This window comes from Rhizobium subbaraonis, from assembly GCF_900220975.1.
Lineage (GTDB): Bacteria > Pseudomonadota > Alphaproteobacteria > Rhizobiales > Rhizobiaceae > Mycoplana > Mycoplana subbaraonis.
Map to the genome: position 1 here is coordinate 423915 of NZ_OBQD01000001.1, position 23499 is coordinate 447413.

The window sequence follows — 23499 nt, forward strand, 5'->3', positions numbered from 1 at the left end:
TGGGTTCAATTCGATACGGGAAGAAATTTGATGGCCAAAGTTACCTGGTTTGCGTCTCTCGGCGATTACGGGACGTTCGACGAAAAATGGTTCGGCGAGATGCGGGCGTACAGCCACAGCTCGACCAAGGTGACGATGGTGGCGCCCAACGGGGTGAAGTTCAGCGTGACCGGCAAGGGATTGAAGGTGGACGCCGACGGCGAGCCAACCGGCGGCACGATCAAGTCCATCGTCTTCTACAGCCGCGACGGCGCGAAGCTGAACGAGTTCACCGGGCTTTCGGTATCCGCGGCTACGCTGCAGAAGACCATCAACGCCTATGGCTGGGAAGGCATGCGCATGGTCGTCCTGAAGGACGACGACACCCTGATCGGCTCCTCCATTTCCGACCAGCTCTACGGCTATGACGGCAACGACGTCTTCAAGGCCGGCAAAGGCGACGATCGCATCTTCGCCTCTAACGGCAACGACACGCTCAACGGCGATGCCGGCGACGACTGGCTGATTGCCGGCAACGGCAAGGACAAGCTTTATGGCGGCAGCGGCAACGACGTCGTCAACGGTGGACTTGGCCGCGATGTGCTGAGCGGCGGCACCGGCGCGGACCTCTTCCTCTTCGTCGTTCCCGAGGAAAGCCCGCTATCCTCGTCGGGCCGCGATATCATCCTCGATTTCAGCCGCTCCCAGCACGACAAGATCCAGCTCGACGTGATGGATGCCGACACCAAGAAGGCCGGCGACCAGGATTTCGCCTTCATCGGCACCAAGGCGTTCACGGCCGCAGGCCAGATCCGCTACGAGAAGAAGGGCGGCGATACCTTCGTCTACGGCAACGTGGATGCCGACAAGGCCGCCGAATTCGCCATCGTCATCGACGCGTCGATCGACCTGAAGGCATCCGATTTCATACTTTGAGGGCAAAGCGCGGCGGGAATCGCTGCATCTGAAAACGCGGGCGGCGAAAGCCATCGCAGGGAAAGGCGCTCTGAACCCTCCCCGCAGGGGGGAGGGCTCAACCCGGCTTCCCTGCCGAGAATTTCGCTCGCCGCTCTCCATCGGGGGCTTCGCTCGGGCAGGGCGGTGACGGTTGTCTTCTCCCCGTCCTGGGGAAAATGGCCGGCAGGCCGGGAGGCGACGTGCCAAAGCCGCCGCCGTCCCGCAAAGTCCGGGCACCGCGCCAGCCGTTGCCTCGGCGGGCGATGACCGGTATGAGGCTGGATGCGCCTGAAATCAGAGATCTTCGCCTCAGCCCTGGTCCGCAACGTCTTTGCGCGCGGCGATTTCGCCGCGATCGAACGCAAGGGAGCGTCCGACGGCGGCGCGATCTTCATCCGCCAGTCGTTTCGCGACGGCACCGAGACGCTCTACGCGCCCGCACCGCAAAGCTTCTTTGATGACGACGACGGCTCCCGCCGGCTGTTCGAGCGGCGCCTGCACAACAGCGCCCGCGAGGACGTCACAGCGGCGCTGGAGCGCGAGCTGCGGTTCGACCCCGACCTCTGGATCGTCGCGCTGGAGGCCGATGACATCGGCGATCTGATCGATCTGGCCGAGACGGACGAAAAGAAAATCGACCCCAAGGATTCTTTGTTCCGCCGGTAACCGGCTGGTAGGCAGAACCGTGCCACAACGGCGCTCAGAAGCGGGCATGTCCTTAGTCCCGCTCGCCGGAGCCGCCACCATGTTCGTCGTTCTGCCCGCGCTCGCCGTTCTCATCGCCGCGATGTTCGTCGCCACCATGTATGCCGCCGTCGCGGCCGACCTGCGCGACGCCAGGACGGAACGCCGCATCTTCTGACCGGCCATCAGCGTCGACATCCAACCGCCTGCCGGTCTTCGTCGTCCGCGTCCGCGCGTCACCGCGCCGTCAGGGCTGATGTGCGCCGCTGCCGGTCGTCAGGCGCGTCGCGCGGCGTTGTCTTTGCGCCAGTCGCCGGTGTCGGAGTTTGCCGCCGTGCGCGGCTGCGGTGAATGCGTGTAGGCGTCCGCCCGTCGCCAGCTCTCGACCCGCTCGATGCAGGCTGGGCGGTCGAGGCCGGACAGCAGGAGATCGGCGCGCCGCACACTGCCGCTGGCCTGCGCGAGATGGGGATAGAGGCGCAGCAGCACATAGGAACTGTCGGCACGGGGTGCGTCGAGCGCCACGAAAGCGGTCGCCAGCTGCCGTCCGGAGACGTCGAGCAGGATGCGTTCGCTGAGCCATTGGCTGGCGTCGAGCGCGTCGGCCAGCACGACGCCCAGCATGCCGGTCTCGCCGGCGCGGGCGAACCGGACGATCAGCGCCAGATGCGCGTCCTCGACGGGTGCAAGCGGCTTGATGCCTGTGTCCTGCGGCATCTGCGCGCGCGCCAGTGCCTTGATCTCTTCGCGCAGCTCTTCCTCGCGCGCCTGCCGGTTCGCTTCGGTTGCTGTCGCCGTGTCTGCGGGAGCGTTCTGGGTGCTTCGGCTGCGCTGGGCCTGGTGCAGCCCCACGAGGGCCTCGATCAGTTGCGGCGAGAGGTCGTCGCGCCGCTCGATCGCGCGGGCATGGTCGGGCGAGGCCTCACGCAGCATCTCCAGAAGCACGCGCTGGCTCAGCGCCTGCGACCGGGTCAGGAAGATCGCTGCGATTGCGATCGGCTCGCGCGCGATGAAGTGGGAAAGCTCTTCGGGCAGCACGGCGCATTGCGACAGGGCGGCGACCGCCTGCCGCCGTGCCTCGTCGCTGGAGGCGAGGTAGAGCGGGACGAAGAGTTCGTGAAACTGTTTCAGATCGGAACGGGAAGGGCGAGCGAGACTTTCGAAACCGGATACGGTGGCCATGAGGACGATGTCCTTGAGCCGGCCTGCCTGCGGCTTTTCGAGTTCGCGAAAACTGTCCCCCACCACGCACCACTCTTTACGCAAATGCAGCCGTTCCCGGTGCCTGCCGGGCCGGGCCGCCTGTGGGTCCGGATAGGCAGGACTGCCGCGGGTGGGCGGCCCTTGAGAGAACCGCAGCCGCTTGAACCGATTGATGGACAACAATTAGACGAAAAGAATTAGCAAGATGTTAACCGTAATGGCATTACGCTTCAGGCATAGGGATGGGCAGCTGCGCGCATGCAAGCCATGCTACCATCCAGGCGGTTTCACGGGACTGTGTCGCGACAGGTTTCCGCGATAGCTGTACAAGGCAAGGTGCGATGCATCGGATACGCTTTGACTGGTAGGGGCGAGATTCTTTCCCGCATCGGGAAACATTCATCGACCCTCGATCATTCAGGGTTCGATTGCGGCATTTGTGTTCTGCGTTTTCATTGCTGCAATCGGGACGGATTCGGTGGCACTGGCCCGATAGGCGGGCAGGATGAAATTTGTGCGTTACTTCATCCGTCTAGATTCTTGTTAGGAGGCGAGAATGGCAGACGTGGTTCGATTGCAGGAAAGATTGTCGCGCATGCCGCGACGCGAAAGGCTCTGGCACGAGGTGCCCGCGGCGGTTCTGCTCTTCACGGGCGTGCGCTACGAAAAGCTTACCCCGGCGATGGCGGCCAAAACCCGTGCCGGGCGCCGCAACAGCGAAACCGGCAAGGACGCGCGCCGATAGGCGAAGCGGCCGGACGATGCGCCACCATGAGCGCGCCTGCGTCCCGCGGGCGAGGCACGGCGCTGAAGGATGCCGCCGCGAGGGCGCGGTTTCACGGAGGTCGCGAGTGGCGATCTGTTTCCCGGCTGTGTTCAGCAGGAATCGCCGGCATGCAGCGCCGGCAGACCTTTCCATTTGATCTCGCAGAAGAAAGTCGGAGTCCGGTCCGCTCTCATTCGAGCGTGCCCTGGTCGATCGCCTCGCAAGCGGCGTTGGCGAGAAAGGCGCGCGCGGCCTCGTCCATCGTTGCGGTCGGCACGAAGGTGCGCAGCACCACATAGCCGTCCTCGTCCGGCATTTCCACGAGTATCGACTGGGAGAGCGCCTGCGGCAGCGCCTTGCGGATGGCGTTCAGCTGGACCGCTGTTGCCACCACCACGTCGAGCGCGCCTGCCACGGCGGTGCGGTCGTTCATGCTGAAGACCTCGTTGGCGGCGCTGTCGAAAAGTCCGACCGACCAGAACGGCACGCCCGGCGGCGCATAGAGGCGCACCGGGTTTTCAGCCACCGAAAGCGCGCACACCGCCAGCCGCATCTCGGGATCGTCGTTGATCAGGCCGCCGCCGGCGACCGTCTCGTTCGGCAGAGGGTAGAAGCGCAGCGGTTCGCCGAGATCGGAGATGCGCGTATAGGCGTCGTTGCCGGTGAAATAGGGCACCGCGAGGATGATCAGGATGTGAAGGGCAGCAGCCCCCAGGAGCCCGATCAGCGTGGCAAAGAGGATGCTACGCATTGGCGCATCCCGTGCGGTTGATCGCCGGCATCGACAGGTCGATCACGCCGGAACTGCCTGCTGTCGGCGTGTCGAGCAGCGTCAGCACCAGCCGGAACGGTTGGCCGGGCGGCACCGCCAGCCAGTTGCCGGGCTGCGCGTCGGCGGCGACGTGCACGGCAATGCTGTTGTCGGGACGCCGCAGTACCGTCCAGGAGTTCAGCCCGCCGGTGATGTCGCGGGCAACGGGCACCGGCCGGCCGTCGGGGGTGGTCGCGTGCAGCGTCCAGAACCGCGCCTGCGGCGTCAGCCCGACGATGTCGTAGGAGCAGCCGCCGGAAAGCGGCTGGCCGGCGCTGTCGTTGGCGGCGCGGAAGACGAGGCCTTCGGCGCTCCCGAACAAAAGCGCCCCGTCGCGCGCACGGTGCGCCTTGGCGTATGGGTCGGCGCGGCTCGTCTGCGCGGTGGGGAAGGCGTTCCACGGCCCGAGCGCGATCGACCCGAAGCCGATCGTCGCCTTCAGCGCCCATACGGCGGAAAAGGTTCCAAGCCCGAAGGTGATGGCCAGTGCCAGGGCGACGAGGAGGGGGATACGGAACAATGCGGCCTACCGGTTGGATGCGCGACGAAAGATCGACGCCGCCGCGAAAAGCGCTCCCGGTGATGGCATCTGCGCGGAACATTGCATGATTCCGTTACGGAAATCGATGCCAAACGCACCACACGGCACCGCCGCCCGCAGTCCTTTCAATAGTCCATCGGACAGAGCCCCTCATCCGCCCCGCCAGGCACCGTCTCCCCGCTGGCGGCGAGAAGGACGCGCGACCGTGGCGTTTCCTTCCTTGCCGTACCGGACGGCGTGACCTGCCGCGCCGCGGGCAGGCCCATCGCACCTGCGGGTGTAGATTGTTGTGCCGCAATGGAGCGACGGCGTGGCGGCACGTCGGCACATGCCGGCCTGGCCCTCAAAGGGCTGCGACGCGTCCGTCGGCGGAGAGCGGCTTGGCGTTTTCCAGGTCCTTGGCGATCTGGCGCAAAAGGCGCGTCACGCCGACCGAGAGCGAGCGCGGGCGCACCAGCGCCGGCAGCGCGTCTCCCGGCTGCTCGGAGGGCGGGGCGGCGGCGGTCTTGGCCGCTGCCGGTCCGGGCAGGGGGTTCTCGATGCCGGGGATGGGGCGCAGCTCGATGCCCTGGTGGGCGTAGTCCATCAGCCGCTTGAAGCTCATCGCCGGCAGCGAGCCGCCGGTCATGTTGTTGGTGGAGGTGTAGTCGTCGTTGCCGAACCAGACGGCGGTCGTGTAGTTGCCGGTGAAGCCGACGAACCAGGCGTCGCGATAGGCCTGGGTGGTGCCGGTCTTGCCGCCGGTGACGATGCCGCCGTCAAGCGCCGCCTTGCGCGCGGTGCCGTTGACGGGGATGTTGACCAGCATCCTGTTCATGTTGGCGTTGGCCGTTTCCGACAGCACGCGGCGCGCCGGTGGCTCGTCGCGACCGAAATCGTAGAGAATGTCGCCGTCATAGTTCAGGATCTGGGTGACGCCATGCCGGTGCGACTGCAGCCCGCCGGCGGGAAACACCCCATAGGCGGTCGCCTGGTCGAGCACGGTCACCTCCGAGGTGCCGAGCGGCATGGTCTTGTCGGTGCGGATCGGCGTCTCAACGCCCATGTCCTTGGCCGTCTGGGCGATCACCTCGGTGCCGAGCAGGTCCTTGGCCAGGCGCACCGGTATCGTGTTGATCGACTTGGCGATCGCCGTCATGTATGTGACGCGGCCGGCATAGCTGCGGCCGTAGTTCTGTGGCGACCAGCCGCGCCAGGTGATCGGCGCGTCGACGATGGTATCCTCCGGCGTCTTGCCCTTCTCCATCGCCGCCGCGTAGGTGTAGACTTTGAAGGACGAGCCCGGCTGGCGCAGCGCCTTGGTGGCGCGGTTGAACTGGCTTTCGCCGTAGTCGCGCCCGCCGACCATGGCGCGCACCGCGCCGCCGTTTTCGATCATCACAAGCGCGCCCTGCTTGACGCGGAAGCTCTCGCCGTACTGGCGCAGGCTCGTCTCCACCGATTCCTCCGCCGCCGCCTGCAGCCCCATGTCGATCGTCGTGCGCACGATCAGCGAGTGCTGGGCGAAGGGGCGGGCGATCCGCTGCACCTCGTCGAAGGCCCAGTCGAGGAAGAAATCGGGCGCTGTGCGCTCCTGCCGGTCGATGACGCTCGCCGGATTGCGCCGGGCCGCGATCACCTGTCCCTCCGACATCAGCCCGCCCTGCACGAGGTTGGTCAGGACCTCGTTGGCGCGGGCGCGGGCGGCCGGCAGGTTGACGTGCGGCGCATAGCGGGCCGGCGCCTTGAACAGGCCGGCCAGCATGGCGGATTCGGCGAGGTCGACATCGGTGATGTCCTTGCCGAAGTAGAACTGCGAGGCCGCCGCCACCCCGAAGGTGCCGCCGCCCATGTACGCGCGGTCGAGATAGAGCCTGAGGATCTCCTTCTTCGACAGGTTCGCCTCCAGCCACAGCGACAGGAAAGCTTCCTTGATCTTGCGCTCGATCGTGCGCTCGTTGTTGAGGAACAGGTTCTTGGCGAGCTGCTGCGTCAGCGTCGAGCCGCCCTGCACGACGCCGCCGGCGCGCGCGTTCTCCGTCATGGCGCGGGCAAGCCCCAGGAAGTCGATGCCGAAATGGTCGAAGAAGCGCCGGTCCTCGGTCGCCAGCACCGACTTGATCAGATGGTCCGGCAACTCGTCGATCGGCACGGAATCTTCGTGGATGATGCCTCGGTGGCCGATCTCGTTGCCGTAGCGGTCGAGGAACGTGACGGCGAAGTCGCTCTGGTTGCGCCAGTTGCCCTTGGTTTCCTCAAAGGCCGGCAGCGCCAGCGCGAGCAGCAGGACGAAGCCGGCCGTCCCGAGGTTCATGCCCTCGCCGGCGATCTCGAAGACGGCGCGCTTCCAGCCTTTGACGGTGAAGCGCCGGAAGAAGATCGTGATCTCCTCCCAGATCTCCGCCAGTCTGAAGCCGGCGTTCCAGATGGTCGAATCGATAAAGCTGTCAATGCGCAGCAGAATGTGGCGTTTGCGGCGACGCTGCTGTTGCGGCGGCTCGGGGGCGTCCAAGTGGTCTTCCAAGTGGTCGTCCTGCACGGCTGTCCATCCTCATGCGCGCGAAAGGCCCCTCGCGCGATCTGTCCTTGACGATATCAGTCAATCGCCATGGATAAAACAGCATGGTTTCCGTTCCGTTGCCGTGGCTGCCACGTTCGGTGGGCATGCGTGCAGGACGGCCACAGTCCGGCGGGCGTGGCCCTCCCGATGAAGCCGCCGCAACGCGTCCGGCCGCGCTTTTGCTTGACCTTTGGGCCGCCCGGGTCCACTGGACAGGGATGAACGCGAAGACCGAGATGAAACAGGACGTCGTGGCGGACATCGCCGGCGACGAGCTGCCGTTCTGGCGGACCAAAACGCTTGCCGAGATGTCGGATGGCGAATGGGAGAGCCTGTGCGACGGCTGCGGGCTCTGTTGTCTCAACAAGCTTGAGGACTGGGACACGGGCGAGATCGTCTGGACCTCGATCCGCTGCCAGCTGCTCGACGACGAGAGCTGTCGCTGCAAGGACTACGAGAACCGCCAGGCGACGGTGCCGGACTGCATCCGGCTGACGGTCAAGTCCGTTTCCGAGATCAGCTGGCTGCCGCCGACCTGCGCCTATCGCCTCGTCCGCGACGGCGAGGACCTATACTGGTGGCATCCGCTGGTCTCCGGCGATCCCGAAACGGTCCACCTGGCCGGCATTTCCGCGCGCGGCCGCACGGTCAGCGAGGAAGGGATCGACGTGGAGGACTTCGAGGACTACCTCGTCACCTGGCCGCTCGAAGTCGGCAAGGACGGCCGGCGCGCCTAGGGCATGTCGCGCAGAAGTGCGCAGCGGTTTTGCGACAACGACATGCGCAAGAGCAATGACCCAAAGCGCGTTGCGTCTTCACGCCGGCGTCATCCGACTTTGCCCCGGATGCCATCATCACGCGAAATTCATCGCGCGATTGCGATTTGACATGTTTGCGCCCTAGAGCGGTCATCACTGCTTTCTATCTTTCTCCGGTAGGGACGAATTCCCAAGGAGAAACAGAATGATGACCGACGTCACTTCCACCCCTTCGAGAAGGCTCCGCAAGGCGCTCGTCATAGCGCTGGCCCTGCCGCTCGCCGCTGCAACGGCGCTACCTTCGCTTGCGCAGGAGGGCGACATGTCGCCGATGCCGGGCGTTGCCGCGTCGGGCGATCGCGGTCCTGATCGCGCCAGGCCGGATAGAGACAGGCCGGATGGAGACAGGGCTGGGCGCGGCTATCACGGCCAGCACATGATGATGGGCGAGCGCGGCGGCGATCGCGACCGTGATCGCGGGCAGCGCCGCTGGCATCATCGTGAATGGTCGGGCGAGCGACTGGCGATGCGGCTTGCGGCGGCGGAGACGGCGGCCGGCATCAAGTCCGCACAGCTCGACGCCTGGCGGACCTTCACGGCGGCACTGGTCGATTTCGCAACGCCGTCGCGCCCGGGCGACATGCCCGGGGACGCCCAACCTCCGGCTCCGCCGCCACCGGCGGGTGCAGATGCCGGCACCCCGCCGCCGCCGCCGCCCGGTCCCGCCGGCGAGGCCCGCCAAGATCGCATGCGGCCCTCCGGCTTCGACATGCTCGACCGCATGATTGCGCGCGTCGAGAACCGGGCCGAGAAGGCCGAGAAGCTGAAGCAGGCCAAGCAGGCGCTGCAAGCGGTGCTCGAGCCCGGACAGAAGGAGACGATCGAGCGCATGCTCATGCCTAACCGCGGGAAGCATCGCGGCATGCGTTGATCGCTGATCGCCGCCTGAACGCGCGCCGAGCTCGGCCCTTTTACAGGTTTGTCTTGGCTGACTGTGTTGCCGGCCGCGGGGTTTGCCCCGCGGTTGTTGCGGTTTGTGCCGGCTGCTGCCCGCAACCGCTGTGTCTCCGCCAAGAGCCCCGGGCGGGGCGTCTCTTCGCTCCTGAAGCGCTGGCCGCCGGAAAGGGGGGCCAGCAATCGCCCTCCAGCCGAAACGGCGTCGCCTGACGTGAAAGAGCGCTGCAAGAACGATGCACAAGAGCAGGTCCGAGCAAACGGATCTCACCAGGCTTGCTCGAGTTCAGAACTCGTCCCTGCGCCGACTGCGCGGATCGTCGGACAGTCTTTCCCGGTAGATCGCGCCCTCGCGCGCCAGTCGCCGCCACGGACGCGCCTTGTTCAGCGCGATGTCGTAGGCCGGGTCCTGCCGGTCCAGAAGTAACTCGGCGAAGCCCGCCGCGCCCGACGGCAGGCAGCGCACCGCCCATTTGCCGTCGGGCCCGACGATCGCGGCAGGCGCCCGGTCCGGGACGGTCTGCGCCGGCGTGGCGGCGCTGATCCACAGGCAGTTCAGCCCTGCATGGGCGCGCAGCGCGGTGTCGAAACGGCCGGGAATGCCATAGGAGGAAAACAGGACCGCATCGACCCCGCTTCGCTCGTACTCGGCGAAGACCTCGGGAAACTGGGCTTCGATGCAGATCGCGCAGCCGATCCGGTATCCGTCGACCGTGAAGGTGATGGCTTCGGTTCCAGGCGTATACCAGCCGTCCAGCTCGCTGTTGGAGAGGTAGCGCTTGTCGTATCGGGTTACGAGGCTGCCCTGATCGGAAAGCACGTAGAGGCTGTTGTGTGGCGGGGCGGAAGCGGCAAGCCGGTGCGCGCCTCCGACGACGGCAAACAGCCGCAGTTGGCCGCACAGCGCCGCGATTGTGCGCAGCTCTGCCTCCTGTCGTTGCCAGTCAAAGCGCGCCCATTCGGCGGGATGGCCGATCTGGGCCTTGGCATAGCCGGAAAGCGCGCCCTCGCAGAAATGCACCAGCCGCACGCCCGCCGCCGAAGAAGCGACCATCATGGCGCGGATGTGCTCGCCATTGGCGCCGATGTCCGGCGTCACGATCGTCTGCGCCGCTGCGATCCTCAAGCTTGCCTCTCCGTTCATCGACTCGTTCATCTGGTTCACGATTGTCCATGCGATCACTGCAAAGCGAAACCGCCAATCGTGGGGGTACCGGGACCTGTAGGATTGGCAGCCTTCGGCCCGCCGTTGACGGCCATCGCCATTCCGCGCTAGCCCGTTGCCATGGCGATCGGCCGGAGCGGCCGCAGGGAGCAGGCGCATGAGTGGCAGGGACATCTTCAAGGCGCGGCTGAAGGACGCCGAGGTGCTGCGCGAGGCGGGGCGTTTCGACGCGGCGATCGACATCCTGAACGCGATCGCCGCCGATCCCGAAAGCGCCCTCCTCGGCCCGCCGACGGTGCTCGGACTGCCGCGCCCGCTGCATTCGGCCTTCCTGAAGGTCGCCAAGCGGCAGGGCGACATGCTTCGGCGCATCGGCTATCAGCATACGCTCGTGCCGCCGCCGGCCGTGCTCGCCCCCTTCGGCCGCTATTCGGCAACGGAACGGGCGGCCCTGGCCCAAGCGGGCCGCCAGCCGGTGCCGCGCGTGCTGCACATGGTCTGGATCGGTTCGGCCGCGTTGCCGGCATCGACTGCGGCCTGGGCGGAGCACGCCACCCGGCACGGCTACGGCTGCCGCCTCTGGCGCGAGGCCGATCTTGCCCGCGAGGGCATCGACCGTCATCCCGTCTTCACGGCGATGCTTGCGATCGGCGACCTGCCCGGCGCGGTCGACGTCGCCCGCTACCTGATCCTGGAGCGCTTCGGCGGTATCTACCTCGATTGCGACTGGTACCCGGCACGCCCCGGCATCGCCTTTCACGATCTCCTGCCGCTGACGGGACTGACGGCGCTGGCCGAGGACATCCCGCGCGAGACGGGCGCTGGCAGCCTGCTCCTGACCAATTCCTTCATCGCCGCGCCACCGGCGCATCCGGCCATCCGCCGCCTGCTCGAGGCCCTGCCGCAGGCCGCGCAGGCCCTGCCCGGAGCGCCCGCCTGGTGGTCGACCGGCCCGCTGCTGTTTACCGTCGTCTGCCGCGGCGGTGCTGTCACCGTCGCGGACGCGGCCATCGTCGCCGGCTCCGTGCCCCGCCGCACGCCGTTCGAGGCCGTGCTGCCGCTGTGCGAGAAGGCCGAGCGCGACGACGGCGGGCTGCTCCTCGCCTGGAAGCCCTGGTAGGCGGCGGGCGATCGCTTTTCGGAGTTCACGTCGCGTGGGTCGCAACGCTTGGTCCAGAAGCCGTGGCAAAGGCTGCCGCCCCTCACCCTAACCCTCTCCCGCAGGCGGGGAGAGGGGACGCGTCGCGGGCTGGGACGCGGTCCGCTTCTTTTGCAAGATGCCTTTCACCTGCACCGGCCTTTAGTTTTGATGTTCTCCGGGCGCTGTTGTCCCTGTACTCCGCCGCAGGGCGTATGACGTCGCGTCGTCCGTCTTTTACCCCGCTGCGGGGAGAAGGTGCCCGGCAGGGCGGATGAGGGGCCACTTTGAAGCTCGCTCGACCGGTAGAGCGAAGTGCTGGGCTTCTCCGCGATCGCACCACCGTTCCCCGCTGCCGCTCAATCCACGAGCGCGCAGGCCTTCTCGTCGCGCAGGACGTCGATGCAGTCGGGCGATCGGCGGAAGTCGTCATAGTAGAGGGTCCACTCGCCTTCGCCGGCGGCGCGGTAGGGACCGAACTTGAAATACTGGTTCTCTCCAAGACCGTGATCGTTGTGGCCGATGAGGCCCGTGGCGGTGACGATCCATTGGCCGTTCGCGAAAAGCTCGACGCGGCCGTCGCCGTCCGGACCGGGGTGCGAATAGATGGCGAAGTCGATCCAGCCGCTATCGGGTGCCGGCAGCGGATTGCCACGGGCGGTCAGCACGAGCTCGTCGGTGCAGCTCGAGAACGTCTTGCCGTCCTCGGGGCGCCAGTTGGCGTCATGGGCGACGAGCGAGCGCATCTGGTTCACCTCCGGGCGCAGCCATACGGAAGTCTGTCCGGTGGGGCATGTGAAGGCGCCGTCCTTCTCCTCTGCCGGTGTTCCCGGACGGAAATTGCCCTCGATGGTGGCAAACAGCCGGCCGTTGTCGAGGCGAAGCGCCAAAAACGGGCTGAAGTCGCCCTCCGCATCCGGGCCGATCTCGCGCTTCCACTGGGCGATCAGGTAGCGATGGTCGTTCTGCGGGATGGGCTCGGCGAACTTGACCGAGAAACCGAACCAGACGCCCTTGTCATAGGGGACACGCAGCTCGGTCTTTTCCCAGATCTCGGCCCGCTCGCTGCAGCCTTCGCTGGTGGGCGTGCAGAGCGGGCGCACGCTCAGCATCAGGGCGCCGCTGCCGACGCGCTTGACCGCGCTCTGGAAGGTGGCGGTGCCGGCCAGCTGCTCGGAATTGTTGCGGTAGTAGAGCCCGCCGGTGTCGGCGAAGGTCGTTCCGTCGAACCCGTCGTAGAGCTTGGTCGAGGCGGCATCCTGCGCATGAGCGGAAGCCAGCGACGTGCCGAAAACGATGAGGGCGGCAAGGGCAGAGCGGGGAAGGAGGGCCATGGGGTCTTTCTGGCTGTCGGTTCGGATACGGCGACTGTATCTGCGCCGGCGCGACATTGCATTCAATTCTGTGCGAGAGGTCCTGTGTTTTTCAAGGTGTTGAGGGTTGGGGGATTGCGGGCATGCTCATCTGCGTTCCGAATCCCGGCGATCTGGGCTAAGAGGCATGACATGAAGATCGCCTTCCATTCGCCGCTGAAGTCGCCCAACCATCCGGTCCCCTCAGGCGACCGCCTGATGGCGCGCCTTCTGATCGCGGCGCTTGGAAGGGCGGGGCATGTGGTCGACGTCGCCTCGGAACTACGTACGTTCCTCGCCGGTCCCGAGGACGACGGTCGCGCGGCGATCGACGCTGCGGCTGCGGCGGAAATAGAACGCATCGATCGCCTGTGGCGGACGGGCGGCGCCCCGGACGTCTGGTTCTGCTATCATCCCTACTACAAGGCGCCGGACCTGATCGGCCCGGAACTCGCCCGCCGTTTTGCGATCGCCTATGTCACGGCAGAAGCGTCCTATTCGCAGCGCCGCAACCGCGGTCTCTGGACGGAGAACCAGCGGATGCTGGCGGAGACCGTCCGGCATGCGGCTGTCAATCTCTGCTTTACCAGGCGCGATCGCGACGGGCTGGAACAGAGCATTCCCGGCGGCCGCTTTCGGTTGCTTCGGCCATTCATCGATCCGTCCGCGTATCTGGCGGTCGAACCGGAGGCGCAGCCCGGCCGGATCGTGACCGTCGCCATGATGCGGCCCGGCGACAAGTTCGACAGCTACCGGATGCTGGCGGCGGCTCTCGCCCGCCTCCCGGAAAGCCTGCCGTGGACACTCTCGATCGTTGGCGACGGGGCGCTGCGGAGCGCGGTCGAGGCGCTGTTCTCGCCGCTGCCTCGGGAGCGCATCGTCTGGCACGGTCAATGCGGCCCGGCGGAGATCGCCGAAATCCTCTCCCGCGCGGCGGTCTATGCCTGGCCCGGCACCGGCGAGGCCTACGGGCTCGCCTATCTCGAGGCCCAGGCGGCGGGACTTCCCGTCGTCGCCCAACGGGTCGCCGGCGTTCCCGAGGTAGTTTGCGACGGAGTGACGGGAATGCTGACGCCCGCCGGCGATGTCGAAGCCTACGCCGCCGCGCTTGTGCACATTCTGACGGACGGAGACGAGCGGCGGCGCATGGCGCTTGCCGCGCGCCGCTTCGTGAGCGACGAATGCTCGATCGAGGGCGCTGCCCTGCGGCTGGACGAAATCCTGAACGAAGACGTGGGAGGGCGCGGATGACCGGCGATGCCTGGCAGCCGCTGATGGGCGAGCTCGACCGCTGGCGGCAGGCCGGCCGCGCGGCGACCTTCTGGCTGCGCGACGACGACGCCGTCGAGCCGACGCCGGCGCTGGAACGCCTGCTGGCGCTGACGGCGAACCATTCCGTGCCCTTGGCGCTCGCCGTCATCCCCGCCTTCACCGGCGAGGCGCTGGCGGAAAGGCTCTTGCCTGCGCGCCATGTCGAGGTGACGGTGCATGGCTGGTCGCACGAGAATTTCGCTCCCGCCGGCGAAAAGAAACAGGAGCTTGGAGCCCACCGACCCGCCGACCATGTGCTGGCCTCGCTGGAGCAGGGTTTCGTTCGCCTCCGCCAGCTTCATGGCCCGCGCCTGACACCGGTCCTGGTGCCGCCGTGGAACCGCATCGATCCGGCCCTGATCCCATCGCTCGGCGGGATCGGCTTGCAGGCCCTGTCCGTCTTCGGGCCGGAAAAGGACCGCGGACTGCCGGCGGTCAATACCCATGTCGACGTCATGGACTGGCACGGCACGCGCGGCGGCCGCGACACCGGCACGCTTGCGCTGGAAATGGCGGCAAGGCTGCGGCAGGTCGAGGCTGGCGAGGGCACGCTCGGCCTTCTGACCCATCATCTCGTTCACGACGAGGCGGTGTGGACGTTTCTGGAAGCGCTGTTCGTGCGGACCGCGCGACATCCGGCGTGCCGCTGGGCGGCGCTGTCGACCATCCTGGCTGAGCGGGGGATCGGCTGAATGTTGCACCCGCCCCGGCATTCGAAAGCCGGCGACGGGGAAGGCCTTAGCTGTCCACCGCGACGAATTCGATCACCTGTCCGTCGCGGGCGGAGAAGGAATCGGCGAATTCTGCCGAGGCCTGCCGGTCGATCTCATCCAGTTCCGCATCGGTGCGCCAGGGCGCGTGATGGATAAAGGCGATGTTTCTGGCGTTCGCCGCCCGGGCGAGCCGGATCGCCTGCTGCCAGGTCGAATGGCCGTAGCCCTTGAAGATCTCCATCTCCTCGTCGACGTAGCAGCAGTCGTAGATGAAGAGGTCGACGCCCGCGATCAGCTTGAGCACTTCCGGGTCGAGCACGCCCGGCACATGCTCGGTGTCGGTGATCATGGCGATGGAGCGGCCGCGCCAGTCGACACGGTAGCCGATCGCGCCGCCCGGATGGTTCAGCATGCCGGTGCGGATACTCACGTCCCGGCGCGGTTCGAGTATGTCGCCCGCGCGAAAATCGCCGTAGTGGAGATGCGCCCGGCACATCCTGGGATCGACGGGGAACCACGGCGGCCGCATGAACTCGCTCACCATCTCGCAGGTCGTCATCTGTCCGGCGAGGTGGCCGGACCAGATTTTTACGTCGCATTCGTGGTTGTAGAGCGGCTTGAAATAGGGGAGGCCGATGATGTGGTCGTAGTGGCAGTGGCTGAAGAAGAGGTCGACCCGCTTGACGCCCTCGGCCTTCATCGCAAGGCCCGCCGGCGTGATGCCGGAACCGGCGTCGAACACCAGGATCTCGTCGCCGCAGCGCATTTCGACGCAGATCGTGTTGCCACCGAAACGGGCGAACTGTTCGCCTGAAACGGGAATGCTGCCGCGAGTCCCCCAGAATTTGACGGTCAGGATATCGTTCGCGCCGATGCTCTTCTTGAGCTGGCGCGGCGGCTCCGTTCTGCGGCGCGAATGCGGCGGCCTTCCGATCATGTTCATTTCTGCCTGGCCTCTTCCAGCTCGCCTTCATTGGCGATGGCGTTGGAGTGGCGGATGCACAATCCGACGGGGCTCGCGGGCTGGCGAAACCGGCCCCTTGCGTGACCCGTGATCGCCGTCAACTGCGCATCCGTCACTCTAACCTTCCACAGTTCCCCGCCACGCCCCAGGCACAACGATTGTCCCAAGCGTAGCGAATGTGAAACTATTTTGCGAGTACGAAGTTGAGGCGCGTATCTCATGCCTTTCTGTGGCGACGGCCGGTCATCGCACGCGGCATTCTCCGGCCTGCCATTGCAACGCTTCACCGCCGAAAATGTTCCGTGACGGAGCTTTGGGAGCGCTTTTACGCGCGAAACCGGATATGCGGCAGGCAGGGTCAATCCGGCTTCCTGGCGCGGGCGCGCTCGTCTGTCAGTTCCATCGTCGTCCGGCTCAGGCGGCTTGCGAGCTCGCGCATGATCTCGATCGTCATTTCCGGAAAGTCCGTCAGGAGCTTGAGGAAGTGCTCCTTGCTGATGCGCAAGGCCTCGAGGCTGGTCGCGGCCTTCACCGTCGCGGTGCGCGACACGTCGCACAGGATGGCGATTTCGCCGACGATGGAATTGTTCTCCACCTCCGCGACCTTGATCTGGCCCCCCGGAGCTTCGACCAGGATATCGGCGCGGCCGGTCAGGATGACATAGGCGGCATCGCCGGTGTCGCCCTGGCGGAACAGGATCTCGCCGGCGGCGTAGTGTACGCGATCGGAGGTGAATGCCAGAAGCTTGAGCTTCGTCGGATCCACCCCGGAGAACAGCGGCACCCGCCGCAACATCTGTACTTCGTCTTTCAACAGCATCGTCGTGTCCGTCCCCTCGGTCCGCCTGCTAGTTTAGCGGTATTGCATTATTATGACACCAATTCCTTGAATGTCGCATTGTCTGCGAGATCCGTAAGTTTGCCGTCCCCGACAAGCCTGCCCTTGTCGAAGATCAACACGCGGTCGAAAAGATCGGTCAGCGAGGTGTTCGACAGCACCCAGATCACCGCGGCATTTCCGTTCTCCCGGTCGCGTACGAGGGCCAGCACGTCGCGGCAGATCTGTTCCTGGCTTCGGGCATCGAGCGCCGGCAGCGGCCGGTTGAAGACGTAGTAGTCGGATCGGCGCAGCAGCGCGCGGGCCATGTTCAGCTTCTGGCGCTGCACCTGCGTCAGGCGGCGGCCGCCCGAGCCGACGTTGAATTCCAGCCCGATCGACAGCACCTCGTCATAGAGGCCGGGCTCGCTGAGGAGCGCAATGACCATCGCGCGGACGCGCTCCGGACCATCGGCATGGCGATGGCTGACGCGACCGAACAGGACGTTGTCCATGATGCTGGCCGACGCCATGTAGCTGTGCGGATCGTAGCGGTCGATCGCGCCCTTCAGGCCATCGGGCAGGTTTTCGTGGAACTGCAGTCGCACGTCCACGATCTTCGACATCAGTTCCTCGGTCAGGAGACCGAAGCGGTGCCTGGGTTCGATATAGGCGAAGCTCAGGCGAATGATCTTGTGCTTGTCGTCGTCGCTGGTCTCGGAGAAATCCTTGCCCTTCAGCTTCTGCAGCAACTGCTGGTACATCGGAATGTCGTCCGGCGTCATGAACGTCAGCTGCTGGAAGAAGGGATGGTCCGGCGGCAGCCCGGCGAACAGCTCGACGGCGTTTTCAGCGATTTCGTAGCCCATCTGGTAGAGCATCCGGTCGAGACCGTTGCGCCCGACCACTTCGCGGAAATAGGCATTGCGGCCGATAGCGCGGCCCACCAGCTCCTCCCCGATCGCCGTGCCGAACAGCAGGTTCTCGCCCACCGTCGCCTCGATGTTGTAGCGGTCGGGCTCGAAGGGAACGACGAGGTTGCTGAGGTTCGCCTTGTCCAGCTCTTCGCGTAAGGTGTGGCGCATGCCGACGATATGCCGGGCCAGCGCCTCGTTCTGCGTCGGGTCGACGGTGGAGCGCAGCGCCAGTTCCATGATGTCCTTGGTCAGGTAGACGCAGTCGAGAACGGAGGTGACCGACCGGAACAGGTCCTCCGGGCCGGTGGCGCCGGCGCCGCGATAGTCAATCCAGTCGCTGTGCACGTCGTAGTCCGGATTGCCGGCCATCCGTGCCTCGTCCTTCTCCCAGGCGCGGAAGTTGAGATGTGCGTCGTCGTAGACGGCGTCGCGCAGGGGAGCGTGCTTCAGCCCGTAGAGCAGGTTGTCGCGCAGCGTGCCGTAGAAATAGTAGGCGTCCGAGGAGACGTAGGTGATGCGGCGCCCGCTGACGGACTCCGGCAGCTCGAAGAGATCCCGGTCGCCAACCGATATCCGCCCCGACTCCGGCCACACGGTGCGGCCGATGGCTTCCGCCAGCGCGTCGCCGCCCGCTGCCGCACCGCCGATGATTGCGACGAACTCGTTCGGCGCGAACTGGACGGACACATGTTCCAGCGTGCGCGCGCCGCTGTCGTCGGCCATTGTCAGGTTGACCGCCGCAAGCGTTCCCGCCAGTGCCGCGGCCTCCTCGACTGACATCTTCTGGATGGCCGGATCGACCATGTTGTCGACCTTGAACTGCTCGACAACCTGGTTGTACTTCACCTGCACGTCCTGCCGCGCCTGATCCCAGTCGATCAGCTCCTTCAGCGGGCCGGGCAGATCCTTGTAGGCGGCGATGACGGCGACGAGCTGGCCGATGTCCAGCCGGCCCTGCAGCGCCAGATAGCCGCCGATCAGGTAGAACAGGAAGGGCGTGACGGAGGCCAGGAAGTTGTTGATGAACTTGACCAGGAACTTCCACTGGTAGAGGTCGTAGCGGATCTTGAAGATCCGGCCGAGCCGCGAGGCCACATCGGCGCGCTCGAAATTGGTGGTGTCATAGGCGTGGATCGTGCCGATGCCCTCGACGATCTCGCTGACGCGTCCGGCGAGTTCGCGCGCGGTCAGCTGGCGCTCGCGGCCGAGCACGAGGAGGCGGCGGCGCATGCGCGGGATCAGCACTGCCTGCACGGCGACGATGACGCCGGCGATCATGCCGAGCCAGATATTCTGCACGAAGATGAAGAACAGGGCGGTCGCCGCCTGCCCGCCAAGCAGGGCGGGGGCAACGAAGGCATCGCCGGTGAAGCCGCCCATCGGCTCCACCTCGTCCTTGATCATGCTGGCGATCTCGGCCCCCTTCACCCGCTTGAACTGCGCGGGTGGGAAGCGCAGCACCCGATCCACGAGCTCGAAGCGGATGCGGCGCAGAAGCCGCTCGCCGAGGCGGCCCTTGTAGGTGTTGATGTAGAGCTTGAACATGCCGTTGACGACGACGAGCGCGAGGAAGACCATGCTGAGCGCGATCAGCATCTGCAGCCGGTTCAGCTCGAGGCCGGGAAAGAACACGACGTTGCCGACAAAGGGCAGGTTGTACTCGATGCGCATGAACATCTGGCGCGCCGCTTCACCCTCGAACCCCTGGCCCTGGATCGGGCCGTTGACGATCTGCTTGGGCAGGTCGAAGGAGAGGAAGTAGGGGATCATCGACAGTGCGACGATCAGAAGGATCCAAAGCTGCTGCCTGCGCGTGTGCGTCCAGATGTAATGGGTTAGGCCTTTTTCCATCTATCGATCATTCCATGCCGAAAAAGCCGAGCGGTCTGCGCGTCGACCGTCGTCGGAGGCAACTGCAACCGTCATGCGGGACGGTGGCGCCATCATGTGTATGCCCGGCGATATAGGCATGGCTTGCGCTCCCCGAAAGACCGGCCGTGTCACAAATCCCCAATCGCAACCCGTTCGTTGGAAATCGATACATGAAAAGGCTGCGCCGCTCTCCACGGACATCGCCGTCGTGGGAGGCCTCGGAGCCCCCATCACAGTGAAAAGCGTTTTTGCATTGATTGCAAGGCTCTACAGGCCGTCCGCCGCGGCCTTGCACCGCTTCGTGGATGCGCGGCGGCGATCCGCACGGATTGCGTGCCCCTGGCCTCAGCGCTTGCCGGTCTCGGCGGCAAGCGCGCCGGGCGGGGCACCGGCGGCGAGGCGGTGCAGGAGGGCGGCTGTGGCTTGCGCACCGTTGAGGTCCAGCGGCGGCACCGGGGAGGCCGGGCTGTCCAGGGCCTCGCCGATCGCCCGGGCGAGGGCGGAAGCCGACAGTTCGCTTTCGCGCACCGTCCTTGCAAGCCCGAGCCGCTCCAGCCGCATCGCGCGCGCGGTCTGCTCGGTCTCGCCGCCGGCGGTGAACGGCACGAATACCGCTCGGCATCCTGCCCGCAGGATATCGCAGACCGTATTGTAGCCCGATTGCGAGACGGACAGCCGCGCGGCGGTGAGAAGGCTCGGGAAGTCGGTCCGGAAGCGCTCGACCGTGACATTGGCGCCCGCCCCCGCGACCGTCGCGTCGAAGGCCGGCTGCGGCAGGTTCGGCCCGGCGATGACCAGCCACCGCAGCGCCGGCTCGAGCATGCGTGCCGCTGCGATCGCCGCCTCGTTCAGCGCGGCCCCGACAGCGCCTCCGCCGGCCGAAACGATGATGTCGAAGCGTTCGGAGGCAGGCTCGGGCGGCGGGGCGGCGATCAGGCCGGTGTAGATCACCTTGCCGGCGATCCGGCCGGCAAGCGGAAAGCTGTCATCGATCCGGGCAAACCGGGGATCGCCATGGACGAGCACGGCGTCGAAGCGCGCGTTGACCAGCGCGACGCTCTCCTCGTCGCGGCCAGGCTTGCTGCGCTCCTGCAGGATATCGCGTAGCGAGGAGAGGACGAGCGGCCTTTCGGGCATCGCCGCGATCTCGTCCAGAAGCGGAATGAGCTCGAAGCGGACCTGCCGGCGGCCGAAGGGAAAGGCCTCGATGATGACGATATCGGGGCGGACCTGGCGGAATGTGTCAAGCAGCATCTCCCGGCGACTTGCCTTGAAGGCTTCGTCGACGGGATTGCCGGACAGGTCGCAAAGCCCGGAAAAACCGGCGTCGCCGGCGACTACCGGCGGCAGCTCGACATGGCGGATGCCGGCGCCCGGAAAGCCCTTCACCGGCGTCCCGCCCGTCACCATGGTCACGTCGAAGCCGTCGGCGGCCAGCGCGTGCGAGATGCGGCTGGCACGGGCCAGATGGCCGATGCCGAGCAGGTGCTGGACATAGAAGAATACGCGCAGACCGTATGGATTGGCTGCGCTCATCACGCCGCCCGCCACTCGGTCTCGAACAGGTCCTTCAACTGTCGGATGCTGACGTGATGGTCGAATTCGGTCCTGACCCGCCGTTCCGCCGCGTCGCCAAGCCGCTTGCGCAGGCCCGGATCGCGGATCAGCGTCTCCAGTGCCTTGGCAAGAGCTTCCGGGTCCTCCGGCGGGACCACGCGGCCGTTCTCGCCGTCCTGCAACAGTTCGGGAATGCCGGAAATGTTCGTCGAGACGCAGACGAGCCGCTGGCTGGAGGCCTCGACCAGCACGTTGGGCAGGCCGTCGCGGTCTCCGTCCGCGGTGATGCGGCAGGCCAGCGCGAAGAGATCGGAACGGCGATAATGTTCGAGCACGTCCTTCTGGTCGAGCGCGCCGTGCCAGGTGATGCGATCGGCGATGCCGAGCTTCCCGGCCAGCGCCTTCAGTGCCGCGAGGTTGGCGCCACCGCCGATATGGACGAAGCGCCACGAAAGGTCCGCCGGCAGCAGCGTCAGCGCCTTCAGGAGTATGTCGTAGCCCTTCTTGTCGACGGCCCGGCCGACGCTGACGATCGTCACCGGATTGCCGGGATCCGAACCGTCGCGCAGCGAATGCGTGCCTGCAAACGGTGCGAAACGGTCGAGGTCGAGGCCGTGATAGCTGAGGTGGACATGCTCCTTGCCGTTGGCGAGAATCCGAAGCCGGTCGAAGCCCGGCTGGTTGCAGGTCACCGTCCAGCGGGTCTCCGAGAGCTTGCCGGCAAGTTCCCAGTCCGGTGAGGTCCAGATGTCCTTGGCATGCGCCGAGCAGGTCCACGGCGTGCCGTTCATCATGCTCGTATAGCGGGCGACGGAGGCGGGCGTGTGGATGAAATGGGCATGCAGCCAGTTGGCTCCCTCCGGCCATTCGGCGCAAAGCACGGCAGCCTGCCCGAAACGGCGCACGCGGTTCGGCGTCGGATCCCGGCGCAGGTCCTTGAGGAAGGCGCGGACGGCGGCCCAGAAGCCCGGCAGCTTCCGGCTCCTGGCGATGCCGCGCAGCACGCGCAGCGGTTCCTGGTATAGGTATTCCGGCAGGTAGTGGACCGGCGCCTTGATCTCGTCGTGGATCGGGTGGCGCTTGGCGTCGGTCGGGTGGCGCATGGAGATCAGCGTCAGATCGAAGCCCGCCCGCTCCAGCCCGAGGAGTTCCTGGGCGATGAATGTCTCCGAAAGGCGTGGATACCCTTTCAGGATCACGACGATTTTCTTTTGCGATTTCAAGTTTTCTCAGCCCTTTACGACGGTGAGATGGGCGCGCGCGCGGTCTTCCAGCAGATCGCCGACGATCTGGGAGATGTTGCGCAACCCTTCCAGTCGCAGCGCCTGCGAGGTCTGCGAGGGCGGCGGGCGGTGGACCAGTTCCTTCAGCGCCCGCGACAGCACTTGCGGATCGCAGGAATCGTCGGAGGACAGCATCTGCACCAGTCCGAGTTCGGCGGCGCGGCTTGCCCGGATCAGTTGTTCCTCGCGCGGATTGACCCGCGGCACGATCAGGGCCGGCTTGTCGAACGAGAGGATCTCGCAATAGGTGTTGTATCCGCCCATCGCGACGACCGCCTTGGCGTCGGCGATCAGTTCCTCCATGCGGTTGTCGAACTCGATCACTTCCACGTACGGGATCTTCGCCCCCTTCTTCAGGAGCTTCTGGCGCTGCTCGCCCGGCATGTAGGGACCGAGCACGATCAGTGCCTTGTGCGTCAGTTCCGGATCTTCCTTGTAGGCGTGCAACACGTCGTGGATGAGCGACGCCCCGTCACCGCCGCCGCCGGTGGTCACGAGAATGTAGTCGCCCCTTGGCCGGTGCTCCGGTGCCGGCTCGTGCGAGACGCTGCGCTGGAGGAAGCCGACGAAATCCATGCGGCCGCGAACCTGCGGCGGCACGTCCAGTCCGACCAGCGGATCGTAGAAGTCCGGCGGCCCGTAGACCCAGATCCGGTCGTAGTACCGCCCGATCTTGCGCATGATGTCGTTGCGTTTCCACTCGGCGTCGAGCAGGTGCGGCGCATCCATGACGTCGCGCAGGCCGAGCACCAGTGTCGTGCCGCTGGCCTTCAGGTAGGCGAGGGTGTCCTCGACCTCGCCGCGCAGCCCCATCGGCTCCTTGTCGACGAGGAAGATGTCCGGCTGGAAGCTTTCGGCGGTGTGGCGGATGATCGCCTGCCGCATCTTCAGCGTTTCCTGCAGGTCGATGTGCTGCTCCATTGACGTGTATTCGCCGTTGCGCAGCTTGATGACGCTCGGGATCTTCACGAAATCGACGCGCGCGCGATAGTCGAACGCGCCGGCGATCGGGGATCCGGAGATGATGAGGATGTTGAGGCCGCGGAATTCTTCCACCAGCGAATGCGCGATCGCGCGACAACGACGCAGGTGGCCAAGACCGAACGTGTCATGGCTGTACATCAGAATTCGGGCGTCTTCCAGACGTCGCGTCATCGCACTTGGCTCTTCGTACGGGTCAAACGACCGAATTCTCCAGATAGCTTATGCATCGCACAT

21 protein-coding genes are annotated in these 23499 nt (G+C 66.0%); 9 read left to right on the forward strand and 12 right to left on the reverse strand.

Annotated features, from left to right (window positions below):
- Positions 1-30: 30 nt before the first annotated feature.
- The 3 genes from CRO48_RS01975 to CRO48_RS32035 all read left to right on the forward strand — a co-directional run bounded on the left by CRO48_RS01975 (position 31) and on the right by CRO48_RS32035 (position 1798).
- Positions 31-915: a calcium-binding protein gene (locus tag CRO48_RS01975; protein ID WP_097135895.1), complete on the forward strand. Its 885-nt coding sequence runs from the start codon at positions 31-33 to the stop codon at positions 913-915.
- Positions 916-1218: 303 nt separating this feature from the next.
- Positions 1219-1602 carry a DUF1491 family protein gene (locus CRO48_RS01980; protein ID WP_097135896.1) on the forward strand — a complete coding sequence of 128 codons (384 nt, stop codon included), beginning with the start codon at positions 1219-1221 and terminating at the stop codon, positions 1600-1602.
- Positions 1603-1648: 46 nt separating this feature from the next.
- Positions 1649-1798: a hypothetical protein gene (locus tag CRO48_RS32035; protein WP_176526621.1), complete on the forward strand. Its 150-nt coding sequence runs from the start codon at positions 1649-1651 to the stop codon at positions 1796-1798.
- Positions 1799-1896: 98 nt separating this feature from the next.
- Here the strand turns inward: CRO48_RS32035 and CRO48_RS01985 are convergent, their stop codons facing one another.
- Positions 1897-2868, reverse strand: a complete 972-nt coding sequence (locus tag CRO48_RS01985; protein WP_141402000.1) for a hypothetical protein — start codon at positions 2866-2868, stop codon at positions 1897-1899.
- A 511-nt stretch (positions 2869-3379) separates the two neighbouring features.
- Here CRO48_RS01985 and CRO48_RS31565 point away from each other — a divergent pair.
- Positions 3380-3568 carry a hypothetical protein gene (locus tag CRO48_RS31565; protein ID WP_102025994.1) on the forward strand — a complete coding sequence of 63 codons (189 nt, stop codon included), beginning with the start codon at positions 3380-3382 and terminating at the stop codon, positions 3566-3568.
- Positions 3569-3779: 211 nt separating this feature from the next.
- Here CRO48_RS31565 and CRO48_RS01990 read toward each other — a convergent pair whose 3' ends face one another.
- The 3 genes from CRO48_RS01990 to CRO48_RS02000 all read right to left on the reverse strand — a co-directional run bounded on the left by CRO48_RS01990 (position 3780) and on the right by CRO48_RS02000 (position 7444).
- Entirely contained in the window at positions 3780-4340 is a 561-nt protein-coding gene (locus CRO48_RS01990; RefSeq protein ID WP_097135901.1) for a DUF1254 domain-containing protein, read from the reverse strand.
- Positions 4333-4920 (reverse strand): DUF1214 domain-containing protein, encoded by a 588-nt coding sequence (locus CRO48_RS01995; RefSeq protein ID WP_097135903.1) that lies wholly within the window; start codon positions 4918-4920, stop codon positions 4333-4335. The genes CRO48_RS01990 and CRO48_RS01995 overlap by 8 nt, the downstream gene beginning before the upstream one ends.
- A gap of 364 nt (positions 4921-5284) precedes the next feature.
- On the reverse strand, positions 5285-7444 hold the full coding sequence (locus CRO48_RS02000) for a transglycosylase domain-containing protein (RefSeq protein WP_407071881.1): 2160 nt from the start codon (positions 7442-7444) through the stop codon (positions 5285-5287).
- A gap of 272 nt (positions 7445-7716) precedes the next feature.
- Here CRO48_RS02000 and CRO48_RS02005 point away from each other — a divergent pair, with 272 nt between their 5' ends.
- Positions 7717-8217, forward strand: coding sequence for a YcgN family cysteine cluster protein (locus CRO48_RS02005; RefSeq protein WP_097136073.1), 501 nt, complete (start codon positions 7717-7719; stop codon positions 8215-8217).
- Between the two features lie 226 nt (positions 8218-8443).
- Positions 8444-9169 carry a hypothetical protein gene (locus tag CRO48_RS02010; RefSeq protein WP_097135906.1) on the forward strand — a complete coding sequence of 242 codons (726 nt, stop codon included), beginning with the start codon at positions 8444-8446 and terminating at the stop codon, positions 9167-9169.
- Positions 9170-9478: 309 nt separating this feature from the next.
- Here CRO48_RS02010 and CRO48_RS02015 read toward each other — a convergent pair whose 3' ends face one another.
- Positions 9479-10318: a carbon-nitrogen hydrolase family protein gene (locus CRO48_RS02015; protein ID WP_097136074.1), complete on the reverse strand. Its 840-nt coding sequence runs from the start codon at positions 10316-10318 to the stop codon at positions 9479-9481.
- A 196-nt stretch (positions 10319-10514) separates the two neighbouring features.
- Between CRO48_RS02015 and CRO48_RS02020 the strand changes: the two genes are divergently transcribed.
- The gene (locus tag CRO48_RS02020) at positions 10515-11477 is read left to right on the forward strand and encodes a glycosyltransferase family 32 protein (RefSeq protein ID WP_097135909.1); all 963 of its coding nucleotides are present in this window, start codon (positions 10515-10517) and stop codon (positions 11475-11477) included.
- Positions 11478-11854: 377 nt separating this feature from the next.
- On the opposite strand, the gene CRO48_RS02025 is transcribed toward CRO48_RS02020, so the two are convergent.
- Complete coding sequence (locus CRO48_RS02025) at positions 11855-12829, reverse strand: polysaccharide lyase (RefSeq protein ID WP_097135911.1); 975 nt, start codon at positions 12827-12829, stop codon at positions 11855-11857.
- 171 nt (positions 12830-13000) lie between these two features.
- Between CRO48_RS02025 and CRO48_RS02030 the strand changes: the two genes are divergently transcribed.
- Both CRO48_RS02030 and CRO48_RS02035 read left to right on the forward strand, forming a co-directional pair.
- Positions 13001-14098: a glycosyltransferase family 4 protein gene (locus CRO48_RS02030; RefSeq protein WP_097135913.1), complete on the forward strand. Its 1098-nt coding sequence runs from the start codon at positions 13001-13003 to the stop codon at positions 14096-14098.
- Complete coding sequence (locus CRO48_RS02035; protein WP_097135914.1) at positions 14095-14850, forward strand: polysaccharide deacetylase family protein; 756 nt, start codon at positions 14095-14097, stop codon at positions 14848-14850. The genes CRO48_RS02030 and CRO48_RS02035 overlap by 4 nt, the downstream gene beginning before the upstream one ends.
- Positions 14851-14896: 46 nt before the next feature.
- Here CRO48_RS02035 and CRO48_RS02040 read toward each other — a convergent pair whose 3' ends face one another.
- The 6 genes from CRO48_RS02040 to CRO48_RS02065 form a co-directional block, all read right to left on the reverse strand.
- Complete coding sequence (locus CRO48_RS02040; protein WP_245423384.1) at positions 14897-15814, reverse strand: MBL fold metallo-hydrolase; 918 nt, start codon at positions 15812-15814, stop codon at positions 14897-14899.
- A gap of 379 nt (positions 15815-16193) precedes the next feature.
- Entirely contained in the window at positions 16194-16655 is a 462-nt protein-coding gene (locus CRO48_RS02045; RefSeq protein WP_097135916.1) for a cyclic nucleotide-binding domain-containing protein, read from the reverse strand.
- A 50-nt stretch (positions 16656-16705) separates the two neighbouring features.
- Positions 16706-19420, reverse strand: coding sequence for an ABC transporter ATP-binding protein (locus CRO48_RS02050; RefSeq protein WP_097135918.1), 2715 nt, complete (start codon positions 19418-19420; stop codon positions 16706-16708).
- Between the two features lie 366 nt (positions 19421-19786).
- Positions 19787-20977, reverse strand: coding sequence for a glycosyltransferase family protein (locus tag CRO48_RS02055; protein ID WP_097136077.1), 1191 nt, complete (start codon positions 20975-20977; stop codon positions 19787-19789).
- Complete coding sequence (locus CRO48_RS02060; RefSeq protein ID WP_097135920.1) at positions 20977-22221, reverse strand: glycosyltransferase family 4 protein; 1245 nt, start codon at positions 22219-22221, stop codon at positions 20977-20979. The genes CRO48_RS02055 and CRO48_RS02060 overlap by 1 nt, the downstream gene beginning before the upstream one ends.
- Positions 22222-22227: 6 nt before the next feature.
- The gene (locus CRO48_RS02065; protein ID WP_097135922.1) at positions 22228-23436 is read right to left on the reverse strand and encodes a glycosyltransferase family protein; all 1209 of its coding nucleotides are present in this window, start codon (positions 23434-23436) and stop codon (positions 22228-22230) included.
- Positions 23437-23499: the final 63 nt, after the last annotated feature.

Bases quoted from the DNA above. Each gene is read 5' to 3' on its own strand.
- CRO48_RS01980 (WP_097135896.1), top strand. From the start codon at position 1,219: ATGCGCCTGAAATCAGAGATCTTCGCCTCAGCCCTGGTCCGCAACGTC.
- CRO48_RS02055 (WP_097136077.1), bottom strand. From the start codon at position 20,977: ATGAGCGCAGCCAATCCATACGGTCTGCGCGTATTCTTCTATGTCCAG.
- CRO48_RS02065 (WP_097135922.1), bottom strand. From the start codon at position 23,436: ATGACGCGACGTCTGGAAGACGCCCGAATTCTGATGTACAGCCATGAC.
- CRO48_RS01975 (WP_097135895.1), top strand. From the start codon at position 31: ATGGCCAAAGTTACCTGGTTTGCGTCTCTCGGCGATTACGGGACGTTC.
- CRO48_RS31565 (WP_102025994.1), top strand. From the start codon at position 3,380: ATGGCAGACGTGGTTCGATTGCAGGAAAGATTGTCGCGCATGCCGCGA.
- CRO48_RS02050 (WP_097135918.1), bottom strand. From the start codon at position 19,420: ATGGAAAAAGGCCTAACCCATTACATCTGGACGCACACGCGCAGGCAG.
- CRO48_RS02025 (WP_097135911.1), bottom strand. From the start codon at position 12,829: ATGGCCCTCCTTCCCCGCTCTGCCCTTGCCGCCCTCATCGTTTTCGGC.
- CRO48_RS02040 (WP_245423384.1), bottom strand. From the start codon at position 15,814: ATGAACATGATCGGAAGGCCGCCGCATTCGCGCCGCAGAACGGAGCCG.
- CRO48_RS02045 (WP_097135916.1), bottom strand. From the start codon at position 16,655: ATGCTGTTGAAAGACGAAGTACAGATGTTGCGGCGGGTGCCGCTGTTC.
- CRO48_RS02010 (WP_097135906.1), top strand. From the start codon at position 8,444: ATGATGACCGACGTCACTTCCACCCCTTCGAGAAGGCTCCGCAAGGCG.
- CRO48_RS02035 (WP_097135914.1), top strand. From the start codon at position 14,095: ATGACCGGCGATGCCTGGCAGCCGCTGATGGGCGAGCTCGACCGCTGG.
- CRO48_RS32035 (WP_176526621.1), top strand. From the start codon at position 1,649: ATGTCCTTAGTCCCGCTCGCCGGAGCCGCCACCATGTTCGTCGTTCTG.
- CRO48_RS01990 (WP_097135901.1), bottom strand. From the start codon at position 4,340: ATGCGTAGCATCCTCTTTGCCACGCTGATCGGGCTCCTGGGGGCTGCT.
- CRO48_RS02005 (WP_097136073.1), top strand. From the start codon at position 7,717: ATGAAACAGGACGTCGTGGCGGACATCGCCGGCGACGAGCTGCCGTTC.
- CRO48_RS02030 (WP_097135913.1), top strand. From the start codon at position 13,001: ATGAAGATCGCCTTCCATTCGCCGCTGAAGTCGCCCAACCATCCGGTC.
- CRO48_RS02020 (WP_097135909.1), top strand. From the start codon at position 10,515: ATGAGTGGCAGGGACATCTTCAAGGCGCGGCTGAAGGACGCCGAGGTG.